Here is a 24123-nt window from a genome sequence, read left to right as displayed (position 1 = left end):
AAAAACAAAAGGATATCATAAAATTCATATTTATTAAACCAGTTTAATTAGAATCTACTAAATATTCACGAAATTTATTGAGTTGTCATTAATCAACTTCTTAAAACTTCACACAATGGCTAAAGAATATATAGATCTAGATACTTTAAAATACCTCTTATATGATGTTCATCAATTAGAAGAGGTACTACAACAAAAGCGTTTCGCAGATCACGATAAAGAATCACTGAACTTATTTTTGGATTCTGTAAAAGAATTCTCAGATCGTGAATTGTTTCCCTACTTCAAAGAAATGGATGAGAATCCAGCATATTATAAGGATGGAAGTGTAGTAGTTCATAAGCAAGTAGAGGTTATGATGAAAAAGGGTGGTGAGATGGGACTCATTTCAGGAACTTTTGATTATGAAGCTGGAGGATTGCAATTACCTATGATGATGTATACAGCATCTGCTTTTATTCAAGATGCTGCGAATAATCATTTACCAGGTTATGTAGGATTAACATTAGGTGCTGCAGAATTGATTATTCATTTTGCTAGTAAAGAATTAAATGATACTTATGTCCCTAATATGCTTTCCGGAAATTGGGGAGGAACTATGTGTTTAACCGAACCTCAGGCAGGTAGTTCATTGTCTGATGTGGTAACAAAAGCTACTGAGCAAAAGGATGGTTCTTATAAAATTCTTGGGCAAAAAATATTTATTTCTGGAGGCGACCATCAGTACGCAGAGAATTTTGTACATCTTGTTTTGGCCCGTATTGAAGGAGCTCCTCCAGGTACTAAAGGAATATCTTTATTTATCGTTCCTAAAAAAAGACCGGATGGCAATGGTGGTCTTATTCCTAATGATGTGACTACTGTTGCAGATTTTCAGAAAATGGGACAACGCGGATATTGTACTACGCATTTAGGTTTTGGTGATGCAGATAACTGTAAAGGGTGGTTGGTTGGAGAACCACATCAAGGTCTTAAGTATATGTTTTTAATGATGAATGGAGCTCGTATTGCTGTTGGAAGAGGAGCTGCTGCAATCGCTACAGCGGCATATCAAGCTTCATTACAATATGCAAAAGAACGACCGCAAGGTAGAAAATTAGCAAGTACGGGTAAAAAGGATCCTGAACAAGGACAGACATTAATAATTAATCACCCAGATGTCCGCAGAATGTTATTGTTACAAAAAGTAATAGCAGAAGGATCTCTGAGTTTGGTTTTATTAGCATCTAAATATTATGACCTTAAGGAGACTTCTCAGGACGAATCCGAAAAAGAGAAATATAGCTTATTATTAGAGTTGATTATCCCAATGGTTAAAACATATCCATCAGATATGGGCGCGCATGCAGTTTCTAATGGATTGCAAGTGTTAGGAGGTTATGGATTTTGTTCTGATTTTATATTGCAACAATATCATAGAGATATTCGTATTTTCCCTATTTATGAAGGTACTACAGGTATTCAATCTCAGGATTTATTGGGTAGAAAACTTTTGATGGAAAATGGTAAAGCGCTAGAAGCACTTAACAATGAAATAATGCATACTATCCGACAAGCATCGGAGTATGATGATCTTCGTAGATATGCGAATTCACTTGGAGAGAAATTGCTATTAACGCAAAAAGTAATAGGTTTCTTGGTTGGGTTTGCTAAAAAAGGAGATTATCAACGTTTTTTATCTGATGCTACTCCCTTTATGGAATTCTTTAGTAATATAACGATCGCATGGATATGGTTAGATATGGCAGTACATGCTAAAAATGCAATCATAACTGGAAAGGAATCATATTCTGAAGAGTTTTATGAGAGTAAAATCCATGCGATGAAATTTTATTTTAAATATGAATTACCAAAGACCAGTAGTCTAGCAGAAATTCTTATGGATGAAGAAGTGTTGACTATTCTGGGAGAAAAAGAAGTCTTTAATTGATTGAATTTTATATCAGAAAACACTCAAATATTTTAATAATAACGAAACATTAATTCATTAAATATATAATGAACAGTATAAAACAATCATTTAATTTAGAAGGAAAAGTAGCGATCGTAACAGGTTCTAGTAAAGGAATAGGAAGATCAATTGCACAAGGTTTGGCAGAATATGGGGCTAAAGTGGTTATTAGTAGTCGAAGTCAGGAAGCAGTGGATCTAGTTGCGGCCGAGTTTAAAAAAGCTGGACTGGAAGCTTTTGGTGTTGCCTGTCATGTTGGTAAATCGGATCAACGCGAAGCTTTGGTACAAAAAACTATAGCACAGTATGGAGGAGTTGATATTTTAGTAAATAATGCAGCAATAAACCCTGTGTATGGTCGAATTGAAGATCCAGATGAGAATGTTTTTGATAAAATAATGGATGTCAATGTAAAAGCGCCTTGGGTTTTATCCAATCTAGCGTTGTCATCTATGCAAAAACGTGGAGGCGGTAGTATAATTAATATAGCGTCAGTAGAAGCTTTACATCCTGGAGCGGGTTTAGGATTGTATAGTACGAGTAAAGCGGCTTTATTAATGCTTACTAAAAATCAAGCAAAAGAATGGGGGCAATACGGAATTCGTGCTAATGTAGTATGTCCTGGATTGATTAAAACGAAGTTTAGTGCTGCTCTTTGGCAAAATGAAAAACTATTAAACAAAATAGAAAAAACCTTACCGACGGCTCGTATGGGAATGCCAGATGAAATGTCTGGTATTGTTTGTTTATTAGCCTCTGAGGCTGGTGCATATATGACAGGCGGCGTATACAATGCAGATGGTGGATATATGATTGCTGGTTAGTACTCATGTTTTTTGTTTAAAGCATTACTCTGGTGTTGTTCAATTGCTAAAATAAAATAAGACGATTATAAGATGAACTTTGATTACTCGGAAGAAGTACTAGAATTACAAAAAAAACTCATTACGTTTTTTGAAGAACATATATTACCGATAGAAAAAGAAGTAAATGATTTTCTTTATGATCCAGATAACCGATGGAAATCTTGGCCAGGAATAGAAGATTTAAAAGCTAAGGCTAAAACCGCAGGGTTATGGAATTTGTTTTTGCCTAAAACTTATGGAGCATTAAGTCCTGGATTAACTAATTTAGAATATGCTCCACTAGCGGAGATTATGGGGCGTATTTTGTGGTCTTCAGAAATATTTAATTGCAGTGCTCCAGATACAGGAAATATGGAGGTATTAGCAAAATATGGTTCAGAAAATCAACAAAAAAGGTGGTTAGCCCCATTAATGAATGGAGAAATCCGATCAGCTTTTTTAATGACAGAGCCTCAAGTAGCCTCTTCGGATGCTACGAATATAGAAACTTCAATAATCCGAGACGGTGATGAATATATTATCAATGGAACAAAATGGTGGTCTTCTGGTGGAATGAATCCCCATTGTAAGGTCGCCATTGTTATGGGGAAAACAGATCCAAATGCTCCAAGACATAAGCAACAGAGTATGATTTTAGTCCCCATGGATGCACTTGGATTAAAAATTATTAGACCATTATCGGTGTTTGGATTCTATGATTCTCCAGAAGGACATGCAGAGATCGTTTTAGAAAACGTAAGAGTACCAAAAGAGAATCTAATATTGGGCGAAGGAAGAGGATTCGAGATCGCACAAGGACGATTAGGCCCAGGACGTATTCATCATTGTATGCGTTTAATTGGGATGGCACAACGTTCTTTAGAACTAATGTCCAAACGAGCAGCAGAGCGTATTGCTTTTGGAAAATCATTTAAAGACTATAGTAGTATCCGGCAAGAGATTGCGCAATCGCAATGTGATATTGAACAAGCTAGATTACTAACGCTTTCTGCAGCTGATAAAATGGATAAACTCGGTAATAAATCTTCGAAAGACTTAATTGCAATGATAAAAATTGTAGCTCCAAATATGGCATTAAGAGTAATAGATAGAGCTATGCAAATACATGGAGGAAAAGGAGTGGGGCCTGATACGCCTCTTGCACATTTTTTTGTAGCGGCTAGAATGTTACGTTTGGCAGACGGTCCAGACGAAGTACATATGTACCAGTTAGGAAAAAGCGTAATTAAAAAATATTCAGAATAAAATATGCAAAACGTACGCAAAGGCGAAGAACTAAATGAGAAAACTTTAAAATCATTCCTTCTTAAGGAAGGTTTGATAAATAATGTTCAAAGTGATTGGAATGTTGAACAATACACTCACGGGTATTCTAACCTTACTTATTTGTTAAAAATAGAAGATAAAGAATATGTATTACGTCGCCCACCATTTGGTGCTATTAAGCGAGGACATGATATGGGGCGAGAATTTAAAGTCCAATCTGCTGTATATAAGGTATTTCCAAAAGTTCCTAAAATGTATGCTTTTACAGATGATGAGAGTGTATTAGGTTGTTCTTTTTATATTATGGAAAAGGTAAGCGGAATTATTTTGAGTACTCGTGAAGCCAAAAAAAGAAACATTTCAGCAAGTGATTTTAAAACTATTGCCGATTCCTGGCTAAATACTTTTGTAAAACTTCATAATATAGATTACCAAGAGGTTGGCTTAGAAGATCTAGGAAAACCAAAGGGGTATGTAAGCCGTCAAGTATTGAACTGGGGGAAACAATACCTTAAAGCGGCGACAGATAATATTCCTGCTGCTGGAAAGATAATGAAATGGATGGAAGATAACCAGCCAAGAGAATACCAATATAGTTTAGTACATAATGATTTTAAATATGATAATGTCGTATTTAAAAATGATAGCTGGAATGATGTTATTGCGGTATTGGATTGGGAAATGGCAACATTAGGAGATCCATTAATGGATTTAGGGACTTCATTAGGATACTGGACAATGAGCAGTGATCATGAATTTGTGCAAAAAGGTATTCCTTCTCCAACAATTATGGAAGGGAATCCTAGTAGAAGTGAAATAGTGGAATTGTATGCACAAAAAAGTCAAAAAGAAATAAAAAATTTGGTGTTTTATTATGCATTTGGACTTTTTAAGATAGCAGTTATTGCTCAACAAATTTATTATAGATACGATAAAGGTTTAACAACAGATCCACGTTTTGCGCAACTGGATAAGGCATCCGCACTACTTTGTAATCTTGCTTGGCAGGCAATACAAACTAATAAAATTGATTAAATATAGAAATAATGGATTATTTGGCAGCGACATATTATTATGATTACGAGACGGAGGAAATCCAGAAGATTATAGAAGAATTTAAAAGTAGCAATGTAACATTGAAAGAAAAAGCAAAGGCTTTGTATATTAAGGTTAGAGATGGTTGGCGTTATGATCCATATCATATTAACCTGAAGAAAGAGGCTTATAAAGCAAGTAAGGTAGCTACAAAGAACAGTGGTCATTGTTTAGATAAATCCATTTTATTAATCGCCGGTTTAAGAGGGTTAGGTATTCCTGCCAGAATTCACCTAGCTAAAGTGAAAAATCACATTGGAGTAGAAAGGCTTATAGAGAAGTTCGGGACAAATGAATTAACACCTCACGGAATGGTTAATGTTTATCTTGATGGAAAGTGGGTAAAGGCGTCACCAGCATTTAACAAAGCATTGTGTGAAAAATGTAATGTAGCACCTTTAGAGTTTGATGGAGAAAATGACTCAATGTTTCAGGAATTTGATAATAAAGGAGGGATTTTCATGGAGTACCTGGAAGATTACGGTCATTTCGAAGATGTTCCTTTTGATTTTATACTGAATAATATTAAAGAACATTACACAGATATATACGAGAAGTATAAAGAGCTTAGTGAAATAAGATTATAAAATCAATTTTTATGAATTCATACACTGGAATTACCCAAAAACAGTTTCAAGATTTTTTAGAATTACCTATCGATGGATCATTTCAGATGATAAATCTTTTGAAATTTAAGGATTATGTAGAAGAAACTGGGACGACAGGTAGAGAGGCGTATGCAGAATATTTGAATGCGATACTGCCTTTTTTTGAAAACACTAGAGCGAGAATCGTATATCAAGGTAAACCTCTGTTTGGATTGATAGGTCCAGAGAATACCGTCGAATGGGATAAAATACTCATTGTACAATACGAGAGTAAAGAAGAATTTGTAAAAATGATTACAGAAAAAGAATATCCAGCTGATATGCGTAGCAGAGCTTTATTAGATTCACGTCTTATTCTTTCTTTAGGGAAATAAATCTAGATTAAACAAATTATATAGTATTACATGCAAGTAAAAGATAAAGTAGTTATAGTTACAGGAGCAGGTTCGGGAATAGGAGCCGCTACGGCAAAACATTTTGCAAAACATAGAGCAACCGTTGTTGTTTCTGATATTAAAGAAGAAAAAGCAAATCAGGTTGCAGAAGAAATAAATAAAGAAGGAGGAAAAGCGACAGTAATTACTGCTAATGTTGCTGATTTTGCACAAGTAGAGTTGTTAATTTCTAAAACGGTAGATCAGCTTGGGCAATTAGATGTAATGGTAAATAATGCAGGGATAGGTCCAAGAAATATGTCTAAAACAGCAGAATATACGTTAAAAGATTGGGATAGTGTTATTTCGGTAAATCAAACAGGAGTCTTTTATTGCATGAAATTAGCTTTACAGCAAATGATGAAACAAGGTTATGGTAATATTGTAAATATTGCATCCTTAGCAGGATTAAAAGCATCATTAAATAACCTTTCATACAGTGCTAGTAAATTTGCTGTCGTTGGGATGACCAAATCAGCAGCATTAGAATATGCAACTAAGAATATTAGAATCAATGCAGTTTGCCCGGGCTATACAGAATCGGCACTCTTAAGTAAATTGTTATCAGTACGACCTGATATGGACGATATGCTAAAAAGTGTAATTCCAATGAAGCGGTATGGACAAGCGGAAGAAATAGCAGAAGCTGTGGTGTGGTTAGCTTCAGAAAACACGAAGTTTATAACGGGACAGACAATTACATTAGATGGAGGAACTTCTCTATAAAACAATTATTCAATTAGTAAATAAAGCCAAAGCCTATAATGCAAACCATTAAAGTAGAAAGAAAAGATGACTACGCAATTGTTCAATTGAACAGAGGAAAAGTAAATGCTATTAACCATCAAATGGTTCAGGAAATAAGACGAGCTTTTGATGATTTAGAAACTGATAGTTCTGTAAAAGGTGTAATAATAACTGGTACACCGCATTTTTTCACAGCGGGTCTTGACGTTATAGAATTGTATGGTTATGATAAGCCGAAGATGAATGAGTTTTTTAATGATTTTGGAGGGATGTATATCCAATTAGCCAAGTTTAGTAAACCATTTATATGTGCTATTACAGGATATTCTCCAGCAGGCGGTTGTGTGATTGCTATTACTGCCGACCATCGTATTATGGCTGCAGGAGAAAAATATACTATTGGTCTAAACGAAGTAGCAGTGAATATTCAGATTTCTAATAACCTTATTAGAGGGTATTCCTATTGGTTGGGAGAAGGAAAGGCAAATGAATGTATTCTTGGAGGAAAGTTATTGAGTGTTGATGAAGCTTTGGATACTGGCTTAGTAAATGAAGTTTGTGATTTAGAAGAAGTTTTGCCAAAAGCAGAAGCTAAAATGAAGCAGTATTTACAAGCTGATGAAGAAATTTTTAAGAATACTAAGTATAAGTTACGAAGAGATTGGTTAGAAAGTATGGAAGAAGATCCTAAGGTCGATTTAGAACAAGCAATTTCTCTTTGGTGGAAACCAGAAATAAGAGCAAAAATGAAGGCTTTCGTAGAAAGTTTACAGAAAAAATAAATTGGATTAAATAAAAAATATTTTAAAAATGAATAAGCAAATCATCTTAAAAAACCGCCCAGAGGGATTACCAGATAAAACTACTTGGGAGTTACAGGAAAATCCTATTCCAGAACCTAAAGAAGGAGAGGTATTGATTAAACATCATTATATATCGTTAGATCCTGCAATGAGAGGCTGGATGCGGGAAGGAAAATCATATATAGAACCAGTAGAATTAGATGATGTAATGAGAGCTGGATCTATAGGAGAAGTTATTAAATCCAATAATCATCCTAAATTTAAAGAAGGTGATTTTGTAACCGGTTGGGGAGGAGTACAGCAATATACTGTAACTAATGGTGATAATTGGTATACTGTAGACCCTAAATTAGCACCTTTGCCAATGTATATTGGAACTCTAGGGATGCCTGGTATGACAGCATATTTCGGAATTTTAGAAGTTGGTAAAATAAAAGAAGGAGATACTGTTTTAGTTTCTGGGGCTGCAGGAGCGGTTGGCAGTATAGTTGGTCAGATAGCAAAGATAAAAGGATGTCGTGTTATTGGAATAGCAGGAGGAAAAGAAAAATGCAACTATATTAAAGACGTTTTAGGCTTTGATGCTGCTATAGATTATAAGTCTGGAGATATATATGAGGCTATCAAAAATGAATGTCCAAAAGGTATTGATGTATATTTTGATAATGTTGGAGGAGAAATTTTAGATGCGGCGTTATCTAGACTGCGTATGCAGGCAAGGATTGTTATTTGTGGGGCAATTTCTCAATATAATAATATGGAAGATATGAGAGGGCCTAAAAATTATCTTTCATTATTAGTAAATCGGGCAACAATGCAGGGTATGGTTGTTATGGATTATGCAAAAGATTATGGGAAAGCAGCTAGAGAAATGGGTGGTTGGTTGGCACAAGGGAAATTGAAAAGTAAAGAAGATATTTATAATGGAATCGAAAACTTTCATGAAACATTTTTGCGTCTTTTCTCTGGAAATAAAATGGGTAAACTTGTATTAAAGGTTATAGAGGATTAGTATGAAGGCTATAGTTTGTAAACAATACGGACCACCTTCTAATTTGGTATATGAGGATGTTGTATCTCCAAAACCAAAGGAAAATGAAGTCCTAATTCAAGTAAAAACCTGTGGAGTGAATTTCCCTGATACTCTTATAATTCAGGGCTTGTACCAGTTTAAACCCGATGTTCCTTTTATTCCAGGAAGTGATGTAGCAGGAGTTGTAAAAGAAGTAGGGATTAATGTTAAGCACCTTAATATTGGAGATGAGGTTTTTGGATTTGTAATGCAAGGCGGTTATGCAAAAGAAGTTGCAGTTCCTGCTAATGTATGTTTTAAAAAACCTCCTAAGATGGATTTCTCTGTTGCGGCTTCTTTTATGATAGCGTATGGCACATCTTATCATGCATTAAAAGATCGTGCTCAATTAAAGCAGGGCGAAACTTTACTGGTTTTAGGGGCATCAGGAGGAGTTGGGCTTGCAGCAATTGAACTAGGAAAGTTATTGGGGGCTAAGGTTATTGCGGCTGCGTCTTCTAAAGAAAAACTGGAATTATGCAAACAATATGGAGCAGATGAAGTTATAAACTATACAGAAGAGGATCTAAAAAGTAAAATCAAAGAGTTAACAAATGGAAAAGGAGCAGACGTTGTTTATGATCCTGTAGGAGGAGATTTTTCTGAACCAGCATTACGAGGAACAGCTTGGGAAGGTAGGTATTTAGTAATAGGTTTTGCCGCTGGTCAGATTCCTAAAGTACCATTGAACCTTGCATTACTAAAGGGATGCTCTATTGTTGGTGTGTTTTGGGGTAATTTTGCAATGAAAAATCCTAAAGGGAATATGGATAATACATTACAGTTAATGAAATGGATGGAAGAAGGAAGAGTACAACCACATATTCATAAAATATATCCGTTAGAAGAAACTCCAAATGCGTTAGAAGAAATGATGAATAGAAAGGTGAGAGGCAAAGTGGTGATTCAATGTTCTTAATATTATTTAATAAACAAGCTTACATATGAGATTAAAAAATAGAATTGCAATCGTTACAGGAGGAGCAAGAGGAATAGGAAAAGCTATTTCTACTTTATTTGCTAAAGAAGGCGCAACTGTAATTATTTGGGATTTATTATCAGAAGGTGAACAAGTGGCTAAATCTATATTAGACAATGGTCAAGTTGCTGAATTTACGAGTATTTCCGTTACTAATAAAAGTGCTATTGAAGCCGAAGCCGAAAGGATTCATAAAAAGTATGGAAAAATAGATATTTTGATTAATAATGCAGGAATAACTAAAGATCGCACACTGCATAAAATGAGTGAGAATGAATGGGATGCTGTAGTCGAAGTAAATTTAAAAGGTGTTTTCTTATGTACACAAGTTGTTTCTCAATATATGAAAGAATCGAGGTATGGAAGAATTGTATCTGCGGCTTCTAATGTAGGTTTACGAGGTAATTTCGGGCAAACCAATTATGCTGCTACTAAAGCAGGTGTTATTGCGATGTCTAAAACTTGGACAATAGAGCTAGGTAAGTATGGAATTACAGCTAATGCTTTAGCTCCTGGATTTACACTAACAGAAATGACAGATCAGATTCCTAAGGAACATATAGAAGGAATTAAATCACAAATTCCTTTAAAGAAAGCCGCTACACCTATTGATATTGCTTACGGGTATTTGTATTTGGCATCAGATGAAGCTTCTTATGTATCAGGTATTTGTTTGACTATAGATGGAGGAATCTCAAGATAGTTTAGAAATCTACAATAAGTAAAAATATGGATCAGTTGACTTGTAAAAACTTTGATGAGTTTAAAGCTTACAACGGAAAACAATTACCATTGGGTGAATGGGTCACTGTAACCCAGGAAATGATTAATGCCTTTGCAGATGCTACAAAAGATTACCAATGGGTGCACGTTGATTTAGATCGAATTAAAAAGGAATCTCCATTTAAGAGACCTATTGCTCATGGTTTTTTATCAGTTTCGCTACTATCCAAAATGTTGATGGATCTTATTGATATAGAAAGTTTAGCAATGGGTGTTAATTATGGACTTAATAAAGTAAGGTTTCCAAATCCTGTAATTGTAGATAGTAGGTTAAGATTACATAGTAGTATTAAGGATATAGAGGCTTATACCGAAAAAGGCCTAAAAATAACTTGGGATTGTTCAGTGGAAATTGATGGTTCAGAAAAGCCTGCCTGTGTTGCAGAATTTGTTTCGTTAATGTTTGAGGAGTAAAAAATGTAATTTGCTTTTATTTAGAAAAGTGATGTCATTTTTGAATCTATTTTAATAGTATATCTAAGTATGCAATTTCAAGAATTTTATTTCAATTATCTTAAATATCAGTTGTACGGTCAATATTGGTTGCCTACTAACTGTAAAGCAATGGTTTTGCTAGTACATGGTATGGGTGAGCATTCTGGTAGATATTCGGATCATGTAATTCCTGAGTTGTTGTCAAAACAAATAGGTGTAATTACTTATGATAATTTTGGTCATGGTAAGAGCAGTGGTAAAAGAGGACATTGCCCTAATTATGATTCTCTTATGGATACAATAGACGCTGTTTATCAAAAATCAAGAGAAATAGTAAATAACCTTCCTGTATTGTTATATGGCCATAGTATGGGTGGAAACTTGGTTATCAATTATTTAATCCGGAAAAAACCAGAAGTTACAGGAGTAATTATTACGAGTCCTTTCTTACGTTTAGCGTTTCAGCCACCAAAATGGAAAATGACAATGGGAAAGATGTTTCAAAAAATAGCACCTTCTGTAACATTGCCTTCTGGGTTGGATGTAAAGGCCATTTCTAGAATAGCGGATGAGGTAGAAAAGTATGAAAATGATCCTTTAATTCACGATAGAGTAAGTACTAATTTCACACTTCCAATTATAGAAGCCGGTATTTGGGTAATTTCTAAAGCCGCTTTTGTTGAAAAACCAGTTTTGATAGTTCATGGAACTGCAGATCAAATTACTGATTATAGGGCAAGTCAAGAGTTTGCAGAAAAGAATGACTTGATTTCATTTATTCCTTTTAAAGGAGGGTACCACGAACTGCATAATGATTTAGAAAAAGAAAAGTTTCTTTTGACGATTACGAATTGGATTGTTCAGATGGTTTAATGTGTTGTTTTTTAATTTATTAAGTGTATTTTTCGTCAGTTTTTTCATACTTGTTTATAGTTGTTATAGAAGCTGTTTTTCCTTATTTTTATTAGAATATTTATTTGTTGTCTAAAAACAACTCTTGAAATCTGAAAACACACAAAAAACAATAAAGTATTATGGGCGAACTAACAAGTGCTAAAAAGAAATCGACAAGTGTTTTACATATAATTCCAGAAGAACAAATTGGATCAAATAACTGTTGGGCTGCTGCTTTATCAATGGCTTTACAAAGTTATGGAACATTTAAGTCCGAAAAAGAACTAGACCAAATGTTTGAAGCAAATGATCAAGGTTTAGATTTATTTACATTACATCCGCAAATATCAACTCACTTTAGCTATATCAATTCAGAATATAGAAGTTTAATTTCTGGAAATGATCCAAAACTTACCTTTAGTGAGATAAAAGGGCATATAGATAGCAGTCGTCCAATTTTAATTGGGACACAAAATTATAATGGTTTTATGGCGCACGCACTTTTGATAACGGGGTATAAAGATGATAATACGGTTTTAGTGATTGATCCTTGGGTTGGAGTTTTAAAAGAAATAACGTTAGAAGAATTAGAGAATTACTGGGTAGAGACCATTGTATTCGATAAATAAAAATATCTAATTATAGAGTAGGTTTGGTGTCCTTTTAAGTCTATTCTTTTTTTGATTTGGTATATGGGATTGTAAAATAAAACACAGAACCTAAGTCTTTTTTGCTTTCTAACCAGATTTTTCCGCCAAGCATTTCACTGTAGGCTTTAGCGATAGATAATCCAATACCAGCCCCTTCTATGGCATAATTATTTTCGATATCTGCTTGTACGAAGCGTTCGAAAATTGCTTTTTGTCGATTTTTTGCAATTCCCATACCGGTATCTTTTACGTAAAATTGTAAAAATTCATCTTCCACTTTATAACCAAAAGAAATAGAGCCTTCAGGAGTATATTTAAGAGCGTTTTTAACTAAGTTGGTTAGTATAGCGTTAAATTTTTCTTTGTCTGTTTTAATAATTGCTTCTTGGTCCGGTAAACCATTGTTAAAGCTTAATAGCAAACCCTTTCTGTCTGCTTCTGGTTTAAAAAACTGATATAAATAAGTTACTTGTTCATTGATGTCTATATCTGATGTAAACACCTTCACTTGTCCAGATTCAATCTTCGAAATATCAATTATATCTCTTATAATATTGAGCATTCGAGTGCCACTTTCTTCTATAAGACTAATGTATAGTTGTTGTTCGTCTCCGGTAAGTACAGGTTCTTTAAGTAATTCGGCAAAACCTAATATCCCATTCATAGGAGTTCGTATTTCATGACTCATGTTTGCTAAGAAAGAAGACTTTAAACGATCACTTTCTTCAGCTTTATCTTTCATTTTATTTAGTTCTATTTCATAAAGTTTTAATTCAGTGATATCTGTTGCAGTCCCTACATAACCAATAATTTCTTTTCGTTCATTATACTCAGGAATAGCTTGGCCTAATACCCAAATAGTAGTTCCATCTGGTCTAATAAATCTATATTCAGCATGTGAAGATTCTCGTCTTTTTGTATTATTATACCAGTCAGATTTTAATTTCTTTCTATCCTCTGGATGTACTGCTTTTAGCCATCCATCGTTCATTGCTTCTTGTTGGGCTAAACCGGAAATTTCGCACCATTTTTCGTTAACAAAGGTAGTTTTTCCATTGGCTTTAGTCATAAAAATGCCTACAGGAGAAATATCGGTTAATGTTCTATATCTGTTTTCGCTTAGCTGAATTACCTTTTCTGCTTCTTCAAATTTTTGACGATAGGTTAGTGAGTGATAAACATCCTTAAAAGTAGAATAGCTGTTTTCGGAGATTTCTTTTTGAAAGTATTTAATGTATATGGTAAATAAAATACCATAATAAATACTCATAACTATTTTAGAAGATAGTCCAGAAATTAGAAAATTTGTTACATCCATAGGTCCCCAAAACCCTACAATACTAAACATCAAAGCATCAAATGAAAGGATCAAAAGCATCGTGAAAAGTATTCTTAGAAAAAGAGATTGTATATGTTTAGAAATGTACTCAAAGACAAAAATTATAAGAATAGAATCAAGGAATAAAAGAATAGTACCATAAATTAGAAGAAATATATTGGTGTTAAAAAAATCAGATAACATAGTAAATGAAACCTGATGAATACTAGAATCTTTTAAGTTAATACCGAAAAGGAGTAATAAGATTACTATCATCAAGTTAGCAATAACGAGTGCGTATATTAGCTTTCTTGTTAATAAAGCATCTTCTTTAATGTAGAAAATTAATACGGTAAACAGTGTTACGGAAAAAAGAACGGAGGATCCTGGAGATACCGTAATTCCATTATATATTTCAAAATACATTGTTGTTGCTGTGAATACCTGTATGAATTGAAACATTCCTAAGGCTGTAAATAACAGTCCGTTACCTGTTACTTTTCGAAAATGAAATAACGTTAATACCAAAAAGGATACTACAAACCCTTGTAGCAAGAAAACTGATATTTGATAAAAATTTACTTCTTCCATAAAACATTCTGAACCATCTTTATTTAAGAATAAATAAAGTGATTGTAATTTATATTAAAAAAGCCCGAGAGGTAATCTGTGTGCGCAAATCTAAATGGGGAATTTAGATATATACATATATCCCGAAGATACGAAAGTAATTATATTTTGAATGCAATGAAATACAAGTTTTCCTATAAGTAAGTTTCTTAGTTAATTATTTGTGTAATAAAATGAATACGTTTTTACTGTTTAAGTTTTAAAAACATAATATTTATCGCTGTAGATACGTGTATCCAAAAAATAGTAAGGCGGCTAGAGCAGCACTTATAATAAACAATGAAGTTCTGTTGTCATCTTTTGGTGATTTTAAAGTAATTGTTTTAAAGATTTTAATCATTTTCTTTTGTTCGAAAAATAGAAGAATTATAAGAATAACAAGAAAGACGATAGCGTTAATAGTAGCTCCTGCGTTAACTTGGTAGAATACATCAAATAGTACAATATTGGTCATGATTGGCAATAAAAGGAATGTGCCAATAATTTTAGTACGCTTAGATAAAAGTAGTAATGCTCCTGTAACTTGCAATACTCCAATAATTATGGGTATTGCTTGTGTGTGTCCAAAAAAAGACCACATAAGTTCCATCCCAGTTAACTCACTTACTAATTTATCTGGAAAACCATTATTATTTTTAAATTGAAGTGGTTTGGCAGCACCGTAAACAAATATGAAAAATGCTACGAAGTATCGCAGCGTACGTTCAGTTATTTTTTGAAAATACATGATGTATGAGTTTAATTATCAGACGATGTACTAAAAATAATGTTACAAGGAAGGTAAGAACCTGTTGTTAAGATATTTTTCGTCTCCAAAAAGTAACAAATATTAATGTAACAATAGAAGGGGTTAACCAAACCCATAAGGTGCTTGAATCCAATGCAGCTAGTAAAAATGCAGTTATTGCTGCTCCGTATGCTCCGGACATTTTACCAATATGATTAGATAAATAAGCCTTAGGATTAGTTTTAAAGGTTTTATAGAGCTTAACATCTCTAATCGTGGCCATGACACCAAACCCTCCGAAAAAGAAAAATAAAATGCTTTTAGGGATCTCTTGCAAGTGATAATAGATGCCTGTACTAATCATTCCTAAAAATATTAATCCCATTACAGAGCTAATAATGATGTCCACTTTTTGTAAAACATATTGTTTTTTAAACCTGAGTACTCTATTTCCAGAAATTACAAGGTATATTGTGAATATAGAGAGTAAGTGTAGTAGTAAATTTTTATGATTAGGGAGAAGGGTGATAGGGATAGCAATTAGAGCACTAATAAACATAGCGATAGAAAATACTATTCCGGCTTTTTTGTGGTAAAACCTACCTTTTTTACCTATAATACTGATAAGGCCTGATAATAATCCAATACCACCAAATAATGCATGAATGTAAATGAGAATTATCACAGTTTGTTCCATAGGGCTTATAAGAAGTTCTATGGTAAATATAGCTAAATGTAGGAACAGATATTATAATTAAGAAGAGGAAATAAACTTCATCATATAATAAACTAATCTAGCAGCTAATTTAGCTGTGATATTATCTAAATCATATTTAGGATTAAGCTCTACAATATCCGCACTAACTAATTTTTTACTATTGCAAATTTGTTCAATAGCAAATAAGGCAATGTCGATAGAAAAACCAAATGGAGAAGGGGCGCTAACACCAGGAGCAACAGAAGATGAAAAACCATCTAAATCAATGGTTAAATAAACCAAGTCAACATCGTTTATAAAATTATTAATTACTACTTCAATATTGTTTTTGTTTGTAATATTGAAATCTGTATTCTTGATATATTCTACTCCCAATTTTTGAGCAGTTTGGAATAATTCTTTGTTATTGGATTCTTCTTGAATTCCTAAGCACAGGTATTTGAAACGATCGTTCTCTTTAGAGATTTGATAAAATGGAGTACCAGAATTTCCTTGGCCATTTACTGATCTCAAGTCAAAATGAGCGTCTAAATTTATAATTCCAATTCTGGCGTCTGGTTGGTGTTTTTTAATTCCATTATAGTGTGCGTATGCAAGATCATGACCACCTCCTAAAATAATACTAAAATATTGCTTTTCAAGAATTTGAAACACTTTATTTGAAGTGATGGTTTGAGCTTCTTCTAAGTCATTTCCTATGCAATAAATGTTACCTACGTCTATTATTTTAACAGTTTTATCGAAGTGATTTGATAAAGACCCTATCATTTTCCTTATTTGATCAGGTGCGGACTCTGTGCCAATTCTGCCTAAATTTCTTTTTACTCCTTCTTCGCAAGCGTATCCTAGAATTGTAAAGCTTGTTTGCTTATTTTTAGGAAGTTCATCATTTTCTATGTCAATACAAGTTATTTTCTCGTGAAGATATAATTGATCATTAGATGTCCGTCCTGACCAAATAGCGGGATTTGTTTTTTTATAGTTGTTCATTGGTAGAATAATGCTTGTGTGTAAAATATTGTACAGATGTGATGGTTATTAAAATAATTTATCTAAAATTCTTTCCTCTAGAATATTAGGGACGGTTACTTTAAGTGAAGGTGTACGTTTCATTTCTCTTTTTATCGCAAAAATAGCCTCTTCATTTCTTGCCCAACTTCTCCTAGAAATACCATTATTCACATCATAAAACAACATGTTTTTTAATCTTTTGGACGCTTCATCAGATCCATCTAATAGTAAACCAAATCCTCCGTTGATAACTTCTCCCCATCCAACGCCACCTCCGTTATGAATGGATACCCAAGTAGCTCCTCTAAAACTATCTCCAATTACATTATGAATCGCCATATCAGCAGTAAATTTGCTTCCATCATAAATATTACTAGTCTCTCTATATGGAGAATCCGTGCCGCTTACGTCGTGATGATCTCTACCTAATACTACAGGCGCCGATATTTGATTTGATTTAATAGCTTTATTGAACGCTTCAGCGATCTTTGATCTTCCTTCGGCATCAGCATATAGAATTCTTGCTTTGGAGCCTACAACAAGCTTATTTTCTTTTGCTTCTTGAATCCAAGTGATATTGTCTTGCATCTGTTGTTGGATTTCTTCTGGAGCATTTTTCTTAATCTCTTGCATTACCTGTATTGCAATGTTGTCAGTTGTATCTAAATCATTAAGGTTTCCCGAGGTACACACCCATCTAAATGGACCAAAACCGTAATCAAAACACATAGGTCCTAGGATATCTTGCACGTATGAAGGGTATTTAAAATCTATCTTGTTTGTGTCCATTACATCTGCTCCAGCACGAGAAGCTTCTAATAGAAATGCATTTCCGTAATCAAAAAAGTAGGTTCCTTTTGCTGTATGCTTATTTATTGCATCTGCATGTCTTCTTAATGATTCTTGTACTTTAGTTTTAAATTGGATTGGGTCATTTGCAATCATTTCATTGGATTCCGAATAAGTCATATCTACAGGATAGTACCCTCCAGACCAAGGATTGTGTAGTGATGTCTGATCTGATCCTAGATGTATATATATGTTTTCATCATAAAAACGTTCCCATACATCAACGATATTTCCTTTATACGCAATTGATACCACTTCTGTATTTTTAATCGCTGCTTGAACTCTTCTTACTAAATCATCTAAATTATCTACAATTTCATCTACCCAACCTTGTTCATGGCGTTTTTCGGCTGCATCCGGATTTACTTCAGCGCATACGGTAATACATTTAGCAATGTTTCCAGCTTTAGGCTGGGCACCGCTCATTCCGCCTAAACCAGCGGTTAAGAAAATCTTACCAGCAGTTTTTTCGCCAGGAGTTAAGGTTTTTCTGAATGCATTCATTACGGTTATAGTAGTTCCGTGTACGATTCCTTGTGGCCCAATATACATATAGCTTCCAGCAGTCATTTGTCCATATTGGGTAACTCCTAATGCGTTGAATTTCTCCCAATCATCTGGTTTGGAATAATTTGGAATCATCATTCCATTTGTAACAACAACTCTCGGAGCTTCTTTAGAAGAAGGAAATAGTCCCATAGGGTGACCTGAGTATATGTGTAAAGTCTGTTCTTCGGTCATGGTGGCTAGGTAATACATCGTAAGCAGATACTGTGCCCAATTTTGAAAAACGCCTCCGTTTCCTCCATAAGTAATTAATTCGTACGGATGTTGAGCAACAGCAGGATCTAAATTGTTTTGTATCATTAACATGATTCCTGCGGCCTGTGTGGTAATTGATGGATACTCGTGTATAGGTCTAGCATACATTTCATAATCTGGCATAAATCGATACATATAAATACGTCCGTATTCATTTAACTCTTCAAGGAATTCCTCGGCAAGTTCTTGATGCCAATCCGGTTTGAAATATCTCAGAGCATTTTTAAGTGCTAGTTTTTTTTCGTCAATTGACAATATTTGTTTTCGTTTAGGAGCTCTACTTATTTTTGTACTAAGTTCTTTTTTAGGAGGTAATGTATCAGGGATACCAGTTAAAATTTGTTCTTTGAAAGTAGTCATAAGTATTTGATGTAATTGTTGATCATATAGATCATTGTTGAAGTCTTTTTATCGTTATATTATTTAGAATATACTAGATCTCCTCGTTTCCATACTTGATTTGGAGTTAGTTTACCTTGATGATATAATATTTCATTGTAATTATCAGTTGAAAAGAAACAGAAGTCTGCTATCATTTTAGGAGCTAATTTTCCACGATCATCTAATTTTAAAGCAGCAGCAGCTCTTGTTGTAATTCCGGCTAATACCTCTGTATTACTTAATTTTTCGAATGTTCCTAAAATACAAGCCTGGGTAAGTAAATCTCCCATCGGTGCAGAACCGGGATTCCAGTCGCTTGCAATTGCTAAAGCTCCTCCTGCATCAAGAATTTTTCTCGCTGGTGTAAAATCACAACCTAATCCGATAGAAGCTCCTGGTAATGCAACTGAAACAACATCGCTTTCTGCTAACATTTTAATTTCTATATCTGTGCTTGCTTCTAGATGATCTGCACTTACCGCATTTATTTCTACCGCAATTTCACTTCCGCTAGTAGTAAATTGATCTGCATGAACGGTGATATCAAATCCCATTTCGATAGCTTTATTAAAATAAGGCTTGATGTTTTCTTTAGAAAAAGCACTTTGCTCTACAAATGCATCAATTCTATTTGTAAGTTTTTCCGTTATAAGATTTGGGAACAAGTTTGTAGTTATATCGTTTAGATATTCTTCATGAGTGCCGTTATAATCTTTTGGAAGCATATGTGCTGCTAAGCAAGTAGGTATTAGATCTGATTCTAAATTTTCATTAGCTCCTTTTATTGCGCGCAACATCTTTAGTTCTTCTTGTATAGAAAGACCATAGCCACTTTTTACTTCGACAGTAGTGATACCATTCTTAAGAAGGTGATTAGCTCTTTTTATTACAGAATGACATAATTCTTCTTGACTAGCGGTTCTAGTATTGGTTACTGTATCCCAGATTCCACCTCCTGCTTTTGCAATTTCTAGATAAGATTTTCCTGAGTTTCGCATGGCATAATCATTAGCTCTAGAACCAGAAAAGCAAATATGTGTATGGGCATCTATAAAACCAGGGAGACAGACATAATCAGATTGCAGTTGTATAACCTTTGCATCAAGACTTTTTGCTATTTGTTGCATTTCATTATAGTTTCCTATGGTGTGAATGCGTTCTCCTATTGTAAGAATACCTGCATTTTCAATTATTGGAAGCTCTTCGTCTTTCAAGGCTCCTTTTAAGGGTAATCCATCCATGGATAACAATTGTTTAATAGGGCCAATAAGTTTGTACTTTTCCATAATTAATATATTTCAAATTGAGAGGAAAACTCTGTTTCTAAGGATAAGTTATTGTCTTTTAATACATTATTAGAAACTTTAATGATGCTCTTGTTTTTTATTATTTCAATACCTTTATCTATGTCATCCGAAAAAACACGATCTTTTTCTGCAAAAGAGACTTTTTTACGTATCATTTTGTGAATTTCATCTAAAATTACACCAGATTTCATTGGTTTTCTAAATTCAAAAGCTTGAGCCGCTGTTAGAAGTTCTATCGCTAATATCTTCTCTATGTTTTCTAGTACTTTTAAAGCTTTTCTACCACCAATAGATCCCATGCTTACGTGATCTTCTTGTCCAAGTGAAGTAGGGATGCTATCCGCGCTAGAAGGGAAACACAAACCTTTGTTTTCGCTAGCTAATGCTGCCGTTGTATATTGTAAGATCATATATCCAGAGTTAATTCCAGTATCTTTCATCAATAATTTAGGAACTCCTGGAGAATTACCTTCTAGAGCAAGATATATTCGTCGGTCCGAAATGTTTCCAATTTCAGAAGCGGCAAGACAAGCGTAGTCTATAGCCATTGCTAGTGGTTGTCCATGAAAGCTTCCGCCGCTGATAGTAAGTTCTTCGTCAATAATAATAGGATTATCCGTTACAGAGTTTAATTCTACTTCTAATAATTCTTTAAGATGCAGCCATGCATTTCTGGATGCTCCGTGAACCTGAGGAATACATCGCAATGAATATGGATCTTGAACTCTATCACAATCAATATGATCTTCCATGATCTCAGAACCTTTTAATAAGGATTTTACTCTAGAGGCTACATGAATGTTTCCTTTAAAAGGGCGCAGCTTGTGTAATTCATTATAAAAAGGTTTAATAGAGCCTTGTAGTCCTTCTATCATCATAGCTCCAATAATGTCGGCTTGAGAAAGGCAGCTATGCAGTTTCTCAATAATTTTAACAGCGTGCGCAGCTATGAATTGTGTTCCATTTATTAATGCTAAACCTTCTTTAGGACCTAGGTCTAATGATGTTAAGCCAGTTTTTTTAAATAAATCAGCACTAGGTATTTCTTCACCCTTATATATTACTTTTCCTAAACCAATTAAAGGTAAAAAAAGGTGGGATAATGGCGCTAAATCTCCAGATGCACCAACAGAACCTTGAGAAGGAACAATTGGAATTGCATTATTATCAATATGCCAAAGAATACGATCCAAAGTGCTTTCTGCAATACCAGAATATCCTTTTGCTAGTGATTGTAATTTTAGAATCAGCATAAGTTTGGCAATTTCCTTATCTATAGGATCACCAACACCAACACTGTGGCTTTGTAATATATTAGATTGAAGTATCTTTGTTTCTTCTTTTGAAATCATGGTTGTGCATAATGGACCAAAACCAGTATTGATTCCATAAACTGGATTGCCTTTATCTACAATGTTTTCGACTACTTGGCGACTCTTTCTGATTTTTTTTCTGGAATCTTCAGAAATAGTTCCTTTAATTTCTCTAGACGCTATTTTGATAGCTTTACCTGCGGTGAGATAGTCTTCTCCGAATTGAAAATGTGATGATATTTTAGACATTATAATTGTTGGTATTTGTATAGACTAAGATAATATGTATTTTTAATACCTATAAATACTAATTTTATCAATAATTAATAACTATGAGTTATCAATTGGAATTACGTCATTTTACTTATTTCTTAGCGGTGGCGGAAGAATTACATTTTAGAAAAGCTGCGGAAAGGTTGTTTATTTCTCAACCTGGTTTGAGTAGGCAGATTAAACAGATGGAGGGTATTATTGGAGCTGAACTTTTTATAAGAAATAAAAGAAACGTAAGTTTAACTGCTGCGGGAGAGTATCTGAAAAAAGAAATTGCTTATATTTTTAATCATATAGATTTTACAATAAAACAAACATCCTTAATTGATAAAGGAAGTGAAGGAGAGGTAAGGATTGGTTTTTTGGGTTCTGCCATTCAAACGGTTATACCGGATCTATTGGTGAAAGTGGACAAAGAATATCCGAAAATTCAGTTTAGCTTAGAGGAAATGTCTAATTATGATCAAGTTAAGTCAATTGTTAGTGATGAGTTGGATATTGGATTTGTTAGGTTGGCTAGAGTTCCTGATGGAGTGAGTATTAAAGCTGTACAAACAGATTCTTTTTCATTAGTTTTACCAAAAGATCACCGACTTAATAAAAAGAATTTTAAAAGTGTTGCACAAGTTTCTTCGGAGCATTTTATCTTATTTTCTTCGGACTATAGTTCTATATATTACGATAAGATTATGAGTATATGCGAGGATAAAGGCTTTACGCCAATTGTTTCTCATAAATCGGTTCATGCGCAAACAATTTTTAAATTGGTAGAGAGTGGATTGGGAGTTGCGATCGTTCCAACATCTTTGCAGCATGGATTTGATCTAGAGGTAAAGTTTTTAGAAATCCCTAAAATCGCACAAAAAGCTGCATTATCTGTTATTTGGAAAGAAGATAATCGGAATCCTGCTTTAGAAAGGGTAAAGAGATTTTTGGATCCCGATATTTGATAATACATGTGAGTGTTTTTTGTAAGGAAATTTGTGCTTACCTATTGGTCAAATGATCAGATAATTCTTCACTTTTTTTAATTGGATTGATTTGTTTATTTTTGGCGCTTTTATTTTTTTAAAAATTAACCCCGAAATATAGATTTGATGATTAAAAAATTACTATTCCCAATACTTCTTGTCCTTTTAGTGTCAGAAAAGATAAATGCTCAACAAGATCGTGCTCAACTTGGTATAAAGGTAGGTTATAATCTTTCGTATATAGCAGGAGAAGAGATAGATGATTTTATTCCTAGAAATACAATTCATTTAGGGCTTGTAGGAGAAATACCAATTACAAGATATTTTGCAATACAACCGGAGTTACTTTATTCGTTTCAGGGGTCGTATGTACAACCTGGATTTACAGATAGTTCAGATTTACGGTTTACTGAGTGGTTGTTAAAGTTAGATTATGTTACGTTACCTATTATGGCGAAATATTATTTGACATCTGGATTTAGTGCAGAAGTTGGACCACAAATAGGTATATTAACCTCTTCGAGGTTATTAAAAAAGAGTTCTGTTAATGGTGTTTCTGAAACAACTGAAGATGATTTAAAAGATCTGATTGCACCCGTAAGTTATGGAGTTAATATAGGTTTTGGTTATCAGTTTGAGGATGGATTATTTTTTCAATCTCGTTTTAATATAGGGATTTCGGATATTTTTGATTTTGACGATGCATTAAGTCAAAGAAATCACGTCTTTCAGGTGTCTGCTGGGTATAAGTTTTAATGATTTGGCTATACGAATAAAAAGAGATCGAAAAGTATCACACATTTCGATCTCTTTTACTTTTATTAGCTTGGCATGGAATAAAAGAACTGTTCTTCTATTATTTTCCCATTATTTACATTATAAATAGCTAGTTCTTCTATTTGCATGCGTCCTTGACCTTTAAAAGTGCAATCCATTTTCATTTTACAAGAAAAATGATTTTCTGCGACTGTTGGTTCAGATACTTCACCTCCGTGAAACTCTTCTACGGTGGCATACCAATCCTGACTTTTTTTGGTTACAGCATCTTTTCCAGTAACAACAGCATTAGGAGCTCCTGGCATTTCTCTACTAACTACGTTGTCAGCATATAATTCTTTTAAGGCTTGCATGTTTTCACCTTTACGGCAAAGTTCTACTAAGCGATTAGCTACTTCTTGTGTATTCATTGGTTTTTGAAGTTTATTGGTTTATGATGGCTT

Annotated in this window: 24 protein-coding genes; 16 read left to right on the top strand and 8 right to left on the bottom strand. The window is 33.9% G+C overall.

Features of this window, described 5'->3' with window-relative positions:
* Nucleotides 1-115: 115 nt before the first annotated feature.
* The 14 genes from D1815_RS06945 (at nt 116) to D1815_RS06880 (ending at nt 12562) form a co-directional block, all read left to right on the top strand.
* Entirely contained in the window at nt 116-1930 is a 1815-nt protein-coding gene (locus D1815_RS06945; protein WP_118386446.1) for an acyl-CoA dehydrogenase, read from the top strand.
* A 68-nt stretch (nt 1931-1998) separates the two neighbouring features.
* Entirely contained in the window at nt 1999-2775 is a 777-nt protein-coding gene (locus tag D1815_RS06940; RefSeq protein ID WP_118386445.1) for a glucose 1-dehydrogenase, read from the top strand.
* A 72-nt stretch (nt 2776-2847) separates the two neighbouring features.
* Nucleotides 2848-4062, top strand: coding sequence for an acyl-CoA dehydrogenase family protein (locus D1815_RS06935; RefSeq protein WP_118386444.1), 1215 nt, complete (start codon nt 2848-2850; stop codon nt 4060-4062).
* Nucleotides 4063-4065: 3 nt separating this feature from the next.
* Nucleotides 4066-5118, top strand: a complete 1053-nt coding sequence (locus D1815_RS06930; RefSeq protein ID WP_027391146.1) for a phosphotransferase family protein — start codon at nt 4066-4068, stop codon at nt 5116-5118.
* Between the two features lie 11 nt (nt 5119-5129).
* Nucleotides 5130-5765, top strand: coding sequence for a transglutaminase family protein (locus D1815_RS06925; protein ID WP_118386443.1), 636 nt, complete (start codon nt 5130-5132; stop codon nt 5763-5765).
* 11 nt (nt 5766-5776) lie between these two features.
* Nucleotides 5777-6160: a DUF1330 domain-containing protein gene (locus D1815_RS06920; RefSeq protein ID WP_118386442.1), complete on the top strand. Its 384-nt coding sequence runs from the start codon at nt 5777-5779 to the stop codon at nt 6158-6160.
* Nucleotides 6161-6190: 30 nt separating this feature from the next.
* On the top strand, nt 6191-6946 hold the full coding sequence (locus D1815_RS06915; RefSeq protein ID WP_118386441.1) for an SDR family NAD(P)-dependent oxidoreductase: 756 nt from the start codon (nt 6191-6193) through the stop codon (nt 6944-6946).
* Nucleotides 6947-6984: 38 nt separating this feature from the next.
* On the top strand, nt 6985-7749 hold the full coding sequence (locus tag D1815_RS06910; protein WP_118386440.1) for an enoyl-CoA hydratase/isomerase family protein: 765 nt from the start codon (nt 6985-6987) through the stop codon (nt 7747-7749).
* 28 nt (nt 7750-7777) lie between these two features.
* Nucleotides 7778-8782 (top strand): NADP-dependent oxidoreductase, encoded by a 1005-nt coding sequence (locus D1815_RS06905; RefSeq protein WP_118386439.1) that lies wholly within the window; start codon nt 7778-7780, stop codon nt 8780-8782.
* A 1-nt stretch (nt 8783) separates the two neighbouring features.
* Nucleotides 8784-9761, top strand: a complete 978-nt coding sequence (locus D1815_RS06900; RefSeq protein ID WP_118386438.1) for an NADPH:quinone oxidoreductase family protein — start codon at nt 8784-8786, stop codon at nt 9759-9761.
* Between the two features lie 25 nt (nt 9762-9786).
* Nucleotides 9787-10524, top strand: coding sequence for a 3-oxoacyl-ACP reductase FabG (gene fabG / locus D1815_RS06895; protein ID WP_027391153.1), 738 nt, complete (start codon nt 9787-9789; stop codon nt 10522-10524).
* A gap of 26 nt (nt 10525-10550) precedes the next feature.
* Nucleotides 10551-11018 (top strand): MaoC family dehydratase, encoded by a 468-nt coding sequence (locus D1815_RS06890; protein WP_118386437.1) that lies wholly within the window; start codon nt 10551-10553, stop codon nt 11016-11018.
* 69 nt (nt 11019-11087) lie between these two features.
* Nucleotides 11088-11912, top strand: coding sequence for an alpha/beta hydrolase (locus D1815_RS06885; protein WP_118386436.1), 825 nt, complete (start codon nt 11088-11090; stop codon nt 11910-11912).
* Nucleotides 11913-12073: 161 nt separating this feature from the next.
* Nucleotides 12074-12562 (top strand): papain-like cysteine protease family protein, encoded by a 489-nt coding sequence (locus D1815_RS06880; RefSeq protein WP_118386435.1) that lies wholly within the window; start codon nt 12074-12076, stop codon nt 12560-12562.
* 40 nt (nt 12563-12602) lie between these two features.
* Here D1815_RS06880 and D1815_RS06875 read toward each other — a convergent pair whose 3' ends face one another.
* The 7 genes from D1815_RS06875 to hutH all read right to left on the bottom strand — a co-directional run bounded on the left by D1815_RS06875 (nt 12603) and on the right by hutH (nt 21908).
* Entirely contained in the window at nt 12603-14492 is a 1890-nt protein-coding gene (locus D1815_RS06875; protein WP_118386434.1) for a PAS domain S-box protein, read from the bottom strand.
* Between the two features lie 253 nt (nt 14493-14745).
* Nucleotides 14746-15258 carry a hypothetical protein gene (locus D1815_RS06870; RefSeq protein ID WP_118386433.1) on the bottom strand — a complete coding sequence of 171 codons (513 nt, stop codon included), beginning with the start codon at nt 15256-15258 and terminating at the stop codon, nt 14746-14748.
* A 67-nt stretch (nt 15259-15325) separates the two neighbouring features.
* A complete protein-coding gene (locus tag D1815_RS06865) occupies nt 15326-15955 on the bottom strand; it encodes a hypothetical protein (RefSeq protein ID WP_027391158.1) in 630 nt (209 codons plus the stop codon).
* Nucleotides 15956-16012: 57 nt separating this feature from the next.
* Entirely contained in the window at nt 16013-16966 is a 954-nt protein-coding gene (gene hutG, locus D1815_RS06860; RefSeq protein ID WP_118386432.1) for a formimidoylglutamase, read from the bottom strand.
* A gap of 48 nt (nt 16967-17014) precedes the next feature.
* Nucleotides 17015-19018: a urocanate hydratase gene (locus tag D1815_RS06855; RefSeq protein WP_118386431.1), complete on the bottom strand. Its 2004-nt coding sequence runs from the start codon at nt 19016-19018 to the stop codon at nt 17015-17017.
* 59 nt (nt 19019-19077) lie between these two features.
* Complete coding sequence (hutI, locus tag D1815_RS06850; RefSeq protein WP_118386430.1) at nt 19078-20325, bottom strand: imidazolonepropionase; 1248 nt, start codon at nt 20323-20325, stop codon at nt 19078-19080.
* Between the two features lie 2 nt (nt 20326-20327).
* On the bottom strand, nt 20328-21908 hold the full coding sequence (gene hutH, locus D1815_RS06845; protein ID WP_118386429.1) for a histidine ammonia-lyase: 1581 nt from the start codon (nt 21906-21908) through the stop codon (nt 20328-20330).
* An 83-nt stretch (nt 21909-21991) separates the two neighbouring features.
* Between hutH and D1815_RS06840 the strand changes: the two genes are divergently transcribed.
* Together D1815_RS06840 and D1815_RS06835 are read left to right on the top strand one after the other, a co-directional pair.
* Nucleotides 21992-22882, top strand: a complete 891-nt coding sequence (locus tag D1815_RS06840; RefSeq protein WP_027391163.1) for a LysR family transcriptional regulator — start codon at nt 21992-21994, stop codon at nt 22880-22882.
* 147 nt (nt 22883-23029) lie between these two features.
* A complete protein-coding gene (locus D1815_RS06835; RefSeq protein ID WP_118386428.1) occupies nt 23030-23659 on the top strand; it encodes a porin family protein in 630 nt (209 codons plus the stop codon).
* Between the two features lie 65 nt (nt 23660-23724).
* On the opposite strand, the gene D1815_RS06830 is transcribed toward D1815_RS06835, so the two are convergent.
* Nucleotides 23725-24090: a nuclear transport factor 2 family protein gene (locus D1815_RS06830; protein ID WP_027391165.1), complete on the bottom strand. Its 366-nt coding sequence runs from the start codon at nt 24088-24090 to the stop codon at nt 23725-23727.
* Between the last annotated feature and the right edge of the window lie 33 nt (nt 24091-24123).

The organism is Aquimarina sp. AD1, assembly GCF_003443695.1.
Lineage (GTDB): Bacteria > Bacteroidota > Bacteroidia > Flavobacteriales > Flavobacteriaceae > Aquimarina > Aquimarina latercula.
Note: the sequence above shows the minus strand (reverse complement) of the source record. Positions and strands in the feature narration are given on the sequence as shown.

What these genes read in the sequence shown, in the direction of transcription:
- fabG (WP_027391153.1), top strand. Translation starts at nt 9,787, where the DNA reads ATGAGATTAAAAAATAGAATTGCAATCGTTACAGGAGGAGCAAGAGGA.
- D1815_RS06920 (WP_118386442.1), top strand. Translation starts at nt 5,777, where the DNA reads ATGAATTCATACACTGGAATTACCCAAAAACAGTTTCAAGATTTTTTA.
- D1815_RS06930 (WP_027391146.1), top strand. Translation starts at nt 4,066, where the DNA reads ATGCAAAACGTACGCAAAGGCGAAGAACTAAATGAGAAAACTTTAAAA.
- D1815_RS06900 (WP_118386438.1), top strand. Translation starts at nt 8,784, where the DNA reads ATGAAGGCTATAGTTTGTAAACAATACGGACCACCTTCTAATTTGGTA.
- hutG (WP_118386432.1), bottom strand. Translation starts at nt 16,966, where the DNA reads ATGAACAACTATAAAAAAACAAATCCCGCTATTTGGTCAGGACGGACA.
- D1815_RS06870 (WP_118386433.1), bottom strand. Translation starts at nt 15,258, where the DNA reads ATGTATTTTCAAAAAATAACTGAACGTACGCTGCGATACTTCGTAGCA.
- D1815_RS06875 (WP_118386434.1), bottom strand. Translation starts at nt 14,492, where the DNA reads ATGGAAGAAGTAAATTTTTATCAAATATCAGTTTTCTTGCTACAAGGG.
- D1815_RS06880 (WP_118386435.1), top strand. Translation starts at nt 12,074, where the DNA reads ATGGGCGAACTAACAAGTGCTAAAAAGAAATCGACAAGTGTTTTACAT.
- D1815_RS06865 (WP_027391158.1), bottom strand. Translation starts at nt 15,955, where the DNA reads ATGGAACAAACTGTGATAATTCTCATTTACATTCATGCATTATTTGGT.
- D1815_RS06940 (WP_118386445.1), top strand. Translation starts at nt 1,999, where the DNA reads ATGAACAGTATAAAACAATCATTTAATTTAGAAGGAAAAGTAGCGATC.
- D1815_RS06835 (WP_118386428.1), top strand. Translation starts at nt 23,030, where the DNA reads ATGATTAAAAAATTACTATTCCCAATACTTCTTGTCCTTTTAGTGTCA.
- D1815_RS06855 (WP_118386431.1), bottom strand. Translation starts at nt 19,018, where the DNA reads ATGACTACTTTCAAAGAACAAATTTTAACTGGTATCCCTGATACATTA.
- D1815_RS06830 (WP_027391165.1), bottom strand. Translation starts at nt 24,090, where the DNA reads ATGAATACACAAGAAGTAGCTAATCGCTTAGTAGAACTTTGCCGTAAA.
- D1815_RS06905 (WP_118386439.1), top strand. Translation starts at nt 7,778, where the DNA reads ATGAATAAGCAAATCATCTTAAAAAACCGCCCAGAGGGATTACCAGAT.
- D1815_RS06925 (WP_118386443.1), top strand. Translation starts at nt 5,130, where the DNA reads ATGGATTATTTGGCAGCGACATATTATTATGATTACGAGACGGAGGAA.
- D1815_RS06945 (WP_118386446.1), top strand. Translation starts at nt 116, where the DNA reads ATGGCTAAAGAATATATAGATCTAGATACTTTAAAATACCTCTTATAT.
- D1815_RS06840 (WP_027391163.1), top strand. Translation starts at nt 21,992, where the DNA reads ATGAGTTATCAATTGGAATTACGTCATTTTACTTATTTCTTAGCGGTG.
- D1815_RS06885 (WP_118386436.1), top strand. Translation starts at nt 11,088, where the DNA reads ATGCAATTTCAAGAATTTTATTTCAATTATCTTAAATATCAGTTGTAC.
- hutI (WP_118386430.1), bottom strand. Translation starts at nt 20,325, where the DNA reads ATGGAAAAGTACAAACTTATTGGCCCTATTAAACAATTGTTATCCATG.
- D1815_RS06910 (WP_118386440.1), top strand. Translation starts at nt 6,985, where the DNA reads ATGCAAACCATTAAAGTAGAAAGAAAAGATGACTACGCAATTGTTCAA.
- hutH (WP_118386429.1), bottom strand. Translation starts at nt 21,908, where the DNA reads ATGTCTAAAATATCATCACATTTTCAATTCGGAGAAGACTATCTCACC.
- D1815_RS06890 (WP_118386437.1), top strand. Translation starts at nt 10,551, where the DNA reads ATGGATCAGTTGACTTGTAAAAACTTTGATGAGTTTAAAGCTTACAAC.
- D1815_RS06935 (WP_118386444.1), top strand. Translation starts at nt 2,848, where the DNA reads ATGAACTTTGATTACTCGGAAGAAGTACTAGAATTACAAAAAAAACTC.
- D1815_RS06915 (WP_118386441.1), top strand. Translation starts at nt 6,191, where the DNA reads ATGCAAGTAAAAGATAAAGTAGTTATAGTTACAGGAGCAGGTTCGGGA.